The sequence below is a fragment of the Paraburkholderia nodosa genome (genome assembly GCF_001718195.1).
Taxonomy (GTDB): Bacteria; Pseudomonadota; Gammaproteobacteria; order Burkholderiales; family Burkholderiaceae; genus Paraburkholderia; species Paraburkholderia nodosa_A.
In genome coordinates, this window is record NZ_MCNV01000062.1 from 1 (window position 1) to 4,309 (window position 4,309).

A 4,309-nucleotide genomic window follows, 5' to 3' on the forward strand; every position below is an offset into this window, starting at 1 on the left:
CGTTTGCGACAGACGAGCAAGCGCAGCCGTACCGCGATGGTCGGGGTCAACCGGCGATATCCGCGTCGAGGTGATGAGCCTGCGCGTGAGCCAGCATGCCGACGCGCATTCAGTTCGTCAGCCGGTCTCTTCCTTTTCCTTTTGTTGCCGGGCGTAATTGAACGGCAGAAGGTCGGTTACATCTGCGTCCGGCACACGCTGCGGCGTTGCCGCAACCGGTGTAGTGCCAGCACGGCCTGCTGGGCCTCTGTCTTCACGGCGACGCGCTTGCAGAGCATCTGCGTGGCCATCCCGATCGCACGAGCGTCGGCGGCATCACTCTTGAGCGGAGTTGCAATGGAGGGCGCTGGTGGCGCAGTGACAAACCGTCAGGAAGCAACGCCGCAACGGTGGCGCTCTCGGAACTGAGGTTCGCGGCGGCACAGGCGCGGCGATCGGCGGACAAAGATGTCAGGAAATTCGTGTGCTGAGGCCGGTATGAAGTCTCAGCTGATGGCGGTGTTGAATCGCTCGCAGGATGGCGACCTGATTGACTGCTTGCCGGCAAGTGATAGGTGGCATATTTCCAATCCTTGTCGATGGTGCGCAAGGCCAAGCGCAGCAGTTTGGTGGCGGCTCATTGTTCTTGACCGTTGCCTTCGCCGCAGATCTTCAGCCGAAGCTCGTCGAAATACACGATCGAAGCCATGACTCTCGGCGCGCCCGGGCGAGAGCGGCAGCATCCGATCCTCGCGATCCAGCGCCTGGATGGCTGTTTTCTCGTCGACGCAGAACACCACCGCGTGCAACGGCGGATTGAGGTACAGCCGGACCGCGTCGGCTGCCTTCGCCTCAAAGTCAGGAGGTGCTGGCCGAAGTCGCGCAGTGGCAACAACGTCCGCTCGAGGCGATGTGGCATCGGCGCAGCCACGCGGAAAGGAGATTCACGTGATCTGCGACAACGTGAGCTGCCACAAAACCGACGCTGTTCAAACATCTCTGGCTGACCACCCGAAGATCTCGATACATTACACGCCCACGTATTCGTCATGGCTGAATCAGGTCGAGAGCTGGTTTGCCCGCATCCAGCGCGACGTCATTGCGCGTTGCGTATTCACCAGCACCAAGGATCTCGACAAAAAGCTCATGCGTTACATAGGTCAATAAGAGGTGGCCTCATTCGTTCGGACAGGATCCGCGAGTTTTTAAGTGGAATCGCAGAGGCAATCAAGCTGCCGATTTTATCGCTGGCAGCGTGGCGAAGTACGCTTCATCCGGTGTCTGATCGGCCAGCCGAGAATGAGGCCGATTCTGGTTATACCAGTTCAGGTAGTTGCCGATTGAGCGACGGGCGTGGCTGACCGAGTCGTAGGCTTTCAGATAGTTGAGTAGCCCAGCGGAATCGCACCGCCAGGCCCTCCCAGAACTGTACGTGAGCCTCTCGACTCATACAGCTCCTACCGTCCAGCCGTGGCTCCGAGCGTCCAATGCGCGAAGAGGGTCGGGCGCTGCGTTTTAAGACGCCGCAACCAATCCCACGCCCGCAGTTTGTGCGTTCGGAGTTTCTTGTATTTGCGCTGGGCCCAACGCACAATGAACGAATCCAGTGTACGCAAAGCCCCGCGAAGCGCAGAAGGCCGGAACCGCCCGTAGTAGCGAACCCAGCCCAGAAGCACGGGCTGCGTCCATCGAGCGACTTCGGCAAGTTCAAGATCATTGCGACTGTGCAGCCGCCATCGACGCATTCGCAACCGCATCGACTTGGCCGCCTTGTCGCTTACCGCAGGAGCGAAGCTAACGAACAGTGTTCCAGATCGACTCATTGAACTCCGCGGCCGAAAGCAGTAGCCCAGGAAATCAAAGCGTTGCACCGGATAGCTGCCGCGTCGGTTGTCGTCCTTGCAGTAGACGATTTTCGTCTTCTCCGGGTGAAGCTGTAATTTGCAAGCCGCAAGCCGGGCATCGAGCTCCGCTCGTAATTGCCTAGCCTGCGCCTCGCTCTTGCAGTGGCAAATGACATCGTCGGCGTAACGCTCAAACAGGACGCCGGGATAGTTCCGTGACATCCATTGATCGAACGCGTAATGCAAGAACAGGTTAGCCAATATGGGACTGACAACTGCCCCTTGCGGTGTCCCCCGATCCCGCATTACCAAGGCGCCATCGGGCATACAAACCGGTGCGACTAGCCATCTCTCAACGTATAGAAGCACCCACTTGCAGTTCGTATGCCGTCGCAGCGCGCGCATCAGAAGTTGATGGTCGATATTATCGAAGAAGCCTTTAATATCGAGATCCAGCACCCAGTCCGCGCGCCAGCAACGCTGACGCGCAACTGTGAGCGCCTGATGCACTGAGCGGCCCGGTCGAAAACCATACGAATCATCATGGAACACTGGCTCCAGGATGGGTTCGAGATATCGCCGTACCACCATCTGCGCGATGCGATCTGACACGGTTGGTATTCCTAACGGCCTAGTCTTACCATCAGCCTTTGGAATTTCAACGCGCCGCACGGGAGGCGGAACATAACTTCCCGAGGACAGCCGGTTCCAGAGTCGATAGAGGTTATTACTCAGGTCCTCCTCAAGTTCGGCAACCGATTGACCATCGACGCCCGCCGCGCCGTGATTTGCCTTCACCCGCTTGAACGCTTCCCACACTTCGCGTTTGGAAATATCAAACGGCTTTGCCTTATCCATGCGAGTCCTCCCCTCGCGGGTTGCTCGCACGGTCAAGCCAGACGACGGCGTTCCTTCGGTCCAGCCCCATTACAGAGCCTTCAACCCTACTACGAACGCCTCCGCCCCTGTGCCCCGCATCGGTACTCTCACCCTTGCGGAGGCTATCCGCCTGAATTTCTCCCTTAGCATCGGGGCGACAGGTTCCTACGTTCCTTATCAAAGCCTGGATCAAGATCACGCCGCCTTCATGCCGGAAGCCAGTTGGGCAGTAAGCAGGTTAGCCCCCAACCTTTGGTGCGGGATAGAGATCCGGATCCCGGTTTCGACTCCAGTTCGTACGTTTCGACACGTCATCAGCGGTTCACTCGCGTTCGTCTTCCTGACCCTCACCTGACGGAGTCGAGCCCCGCCTTTTCCATCAACGCTCACCACGCGAGCTCTTAACTCGCGCAGCTTGTGGTGGTTTGAAGCCTGCTCCTGCAAGCCGACTCCGAGGGGCCCGCCCTCATCTTTGATAAAGCATCGCAACGGCCCGGACTTCGAACCATCGCGTTCGTAGCACACGACCTCTTCGTATTTGACGCTGCGCCACACCCGTTCAACGAACACGTTGTCACGCCAGGCACCCTTTCCATCCATGGACAGAAGAACGCTCCGGCTGAGCACCGCGTCGGTGAATTCGGTTGCGGTGAACTGGCTGCCTTGATCCGTGTTGACGATCTCAGGCAGGCCGTATTTCGCAAATGCTTCCTCCAGCGCCTCGACAGCATGGCAGCTCTCCAGCGTGATCGCCACCCGGTGTGCCAGCACCCGACGGCTCGCCCAGTCCACGACAGCCGTCAGATATACGAAGCCGCGCGCCATCGGGATATAGCTCGTATCGAGCGCCCAAACCTGATTGGCCCGGTCGATTTTCCGGTTGCGAAGCCTTAATGCCTTCGCGACGCAGCAGCCGTACCAGCATTCGCGCCCCCGCAAACGGATGCTCGAGGTGAAGCTCGTCAATCCGGCGCATCAAATTTCAGATCCGCTTCGTTGACCCCACGTGATTGGTAATAGGCGCTCGACCGGCTGATGCCTAACAGCCGCGCCTGCTGCGTCCACCGGCAGGGCGTGATCACGATCGATCATCGCTTTACGCCCAGCAGTCCCGCCTTGCTGAGCGCGCTTTCTAAAAAATCACCTTCACGTCGACTGGCGGTGCCGATGGCGCCGAGTTGCCCGTGTCGAACACATCGGCAACCCGCTCCTGCAGTTGCTTCTTCCAGTCCGTAATCTGGTTCGGATGGACATCAAACTGCTGGGCCAGCTCTGCCAGCGTCTTGTCCCCCTTGAGCGCTGCCAGGGCTGTCAGCGGGCGGAGTTATAGAGCCAATTCGGGGGCGGCGTAATCGGGCCACCTGATGGGCGGCGCAATAGAGCCAGTCCAGGGGCGGCGTAATCGAGCCACTGCATGGGCGGCGCAAAGGAGCCACCCTGCGGGCGGCGTGCAGAAGCCAGCGGTAGCGGGCACAAGCGCAATTCGAACTTTCCAAGTCGGTACGCTCCGTTCATTTGAACGGAGCGCCTATGGCCAACAGGAGGTTCGAGTTGTTTGAGTATCGTCACATCCTTGTGCGCATGCGACGCGGTGATTCCGACCGCGA

The 4,309-nt window shown here is 59.2% G+C and carries 1 protein-coding gene and 5 pseudogenes; 1 reads left to right on the plus strand and 5 read right to left on the minus strand.

Annotated elements, in window-relative coordinates; genetic code table 11:
- Positions 1 to 185 precede the first annotated feature (185 nt).
- Positions 186 to 323 (minus strand): annotated as a pseudogene (locus BFD71_RS42680) (IS110 family transposase); the annotation flags it as partial.
- Positions 324 to 677: 354 nt separating this feature from the next.
- Positions 678 to 842: pseudogene (locus BFD71_RS42685) on the minus strand (IS630 family transposase); the annotation flags it as partial.
- Positions 843 to 888: 46 nt separating this feature from the next.
- Between BFD71_RS42685 and BFD71_RS38535 the strand changes: the two are divergent.
- Positions 889 to 1,143 (plus strand): annotated as a pseudogene (locus BFD71_RS38535) (transposase); the annotation flags it as partial.
- Positions 1,144 to 1,206: 63 nt separating this feature from the next.
- Here the strand turns inward: BFD71_RS38535 and BFD71_RS40180 are convergent.
- From BFD71_RS40180 to BFD71_RS42690, 3 genes and pseudogenes are all read right to left on the minus strand, one after another.
- Positions 1,207 to 1,362, minus strand: a pseudogene (locus tag BFD71_RS40180) (integrase core domain-containing protein); the annotation flags it as partial.
- 74 nt (positions 1,363 to 1,436) lie between these two features.
- Positions 1,437 to 2,681, minus strand: a complete 1,245-nt coding sequence (gene ltrA, locus BFD71_RS38540) for a group II intron reverse transcriptase/maturase (protein WP_069269409.1) — start codon at positions 2,679 to 2,681, stop codon at positions 1,437 to 1,439.
- Between the two features lie 546 nt (positions 2,682 to 3,227).
- Positions 3,228 to 4,017: pseudogene (locus tag BFD71_RS42690) on the minus strand (DDE-type integrase/transposase/recombinase); the annotation flags it as partial.
- Positions 4,018 to 4,309: the final 292 nt, after the last annotated feature.